This window comes from Leclercia tamurae (genome assembly GCF_025566055.1).
Classification (GTDB): Bacteria; Pseudomonadota; Gammaproteobacteria; order Enterobacterales; family Enterobacteriaceae; genus Enterobacter; species Enterobacter tamurae.
In genome coordinates this window covers 1-443 of sequence record NZ_JAMHKS010000035.1, presented here as the reverse complement: position 1 = coordinate 443, position 443 = coordinate 1, and the positions used below count along the sequence as shown (strand labels likewise).

The following is a 443-nucleotide window of genomic DNA, read 5'->3' as shown; positions in this document are numbered from 1 at the left end:
CCTCGCGACCGTCGAAGCAGGAAACCCCGGCATGCCAGGCGCGGTCGTGACAGGAGACGAACTGGGTGATGGCGCCGTCGCGTTCGATGAGGAAATGCGCGGAAACCGTCAGGTGGCGGATCTCCTCGAAATAGGGATGTTCGTTCGGGTCCAGGCGATTCTGGAAGAACGCCTGGACCTTGCCGGTGCCGAACTGTCCCGGCGGCAGACTGATATTGTGGATGACCAGCAGCGACACCGCGTCCCCTTGCGGACGCAGGTTGAAATTCGGTGAAGGGCAGTGGCGGACGCCACGGACCCAGCCGGTAACGGAATCGAAATGCATACGGGCTCCTGAACGAGCCCCCACTCTAATCCAGCGGCGCCGGAATGACGATCAGGCGGGCTCTGGATCGGCCGCTTCGACATGCGTCGAGGAAAGGTATTACCCGCAAGAACGAAAA

General features: G+C 61.6%; 1 protein-coding gene. It reads right to left on the bottom strand.

Features of this window, described 5'->3' with window-relative positions; all coding sequences use genetic code 11:
- Positions 1-325 (bottom strand): 1,6-anhydro-N-acetylmuramyl-L-alanine amidase AmpD (gene ampD, locus M8318_RS00175; protein ID WP_262660570.1); only part of this gene is annotated, 325 nt, incomplete at its 3' end.
- Positions 326-443: the final 118 nt, after the last annotated feature.